Genomic DNA, 621 nt, shown 5'->3' on the forward strand with positions numbered 1-621 from the left:
TATCGGGTACGATATTATCCGATGGTTTTAGCCAATAATTAAATGAGTGGTAATTATGCTTCAAATTCTGTATATTGTCGCCTAGTTTGCCTTCAGATTTTAGAGTGTTAGAGAATAATAATGGTCCTCAAGAATTGTAAAAAATCGATACTTGCAACAGCGTTGTTTTTGGCAATGCCACTTGTTTATGCACAATCTTATTCAGTGCGCGATGTCCGTGTTGAAGGTCTACAAAGACTGAATGCTGGTACTATATTTTCCCAATTAGGTGGAGATGATCAGGATATTAAACGCGGTAATGTACAAGATACGATTGCACGTTTATATGCAACAGAATTATTTGATGATGTTCGTATTAGTCAGCAAAATGGTGTATTAGTCATTAATGTTGTAGAAAGACCTGTTATTGACCGTGTTTTTGTCAATGGTAATAAAGATGTTGCGACAAAACAATTTAAAGAAATGCTTAAAATGGCTGGTTTTTCTGAAGGTAAGACTTATAGTGCGGCAAAATTAGCGTCAGTTAAGAATAATTTACTTAAAGCGTATGAAGAACGCGGTAAATATACTGCAAAAATAGATGTTAATGTTATTGAGTTACCTAGAAATCGTGTCAACATT

General features: G+C 34.3%; 1 protein-coding gene. It reads left to right on the top strand.

Annotated elements, in window-relative coordinates:
• Positions 1-120: 120 nt before the first annotated feature.
• Positions 121-621: POTRA domain-containing protein (locus tag BZK14_RS03380; protein WP_281249061.1), on the top strand; the 501-nt coding region annotated here is incomplete at its 3' end.

The sequence above is a fragment of the Wohlfahrtiimonas larvae genome (assembly GCF_002006755.1).
Lineage (GTDB): Bacteria > Pseudomonadota > Gammaproteobacteria > Cardiobacteriales > Wohlfahrtiimonadaceae > Wohlfahrtiimonas > Wohlfahrtiimonas larvae.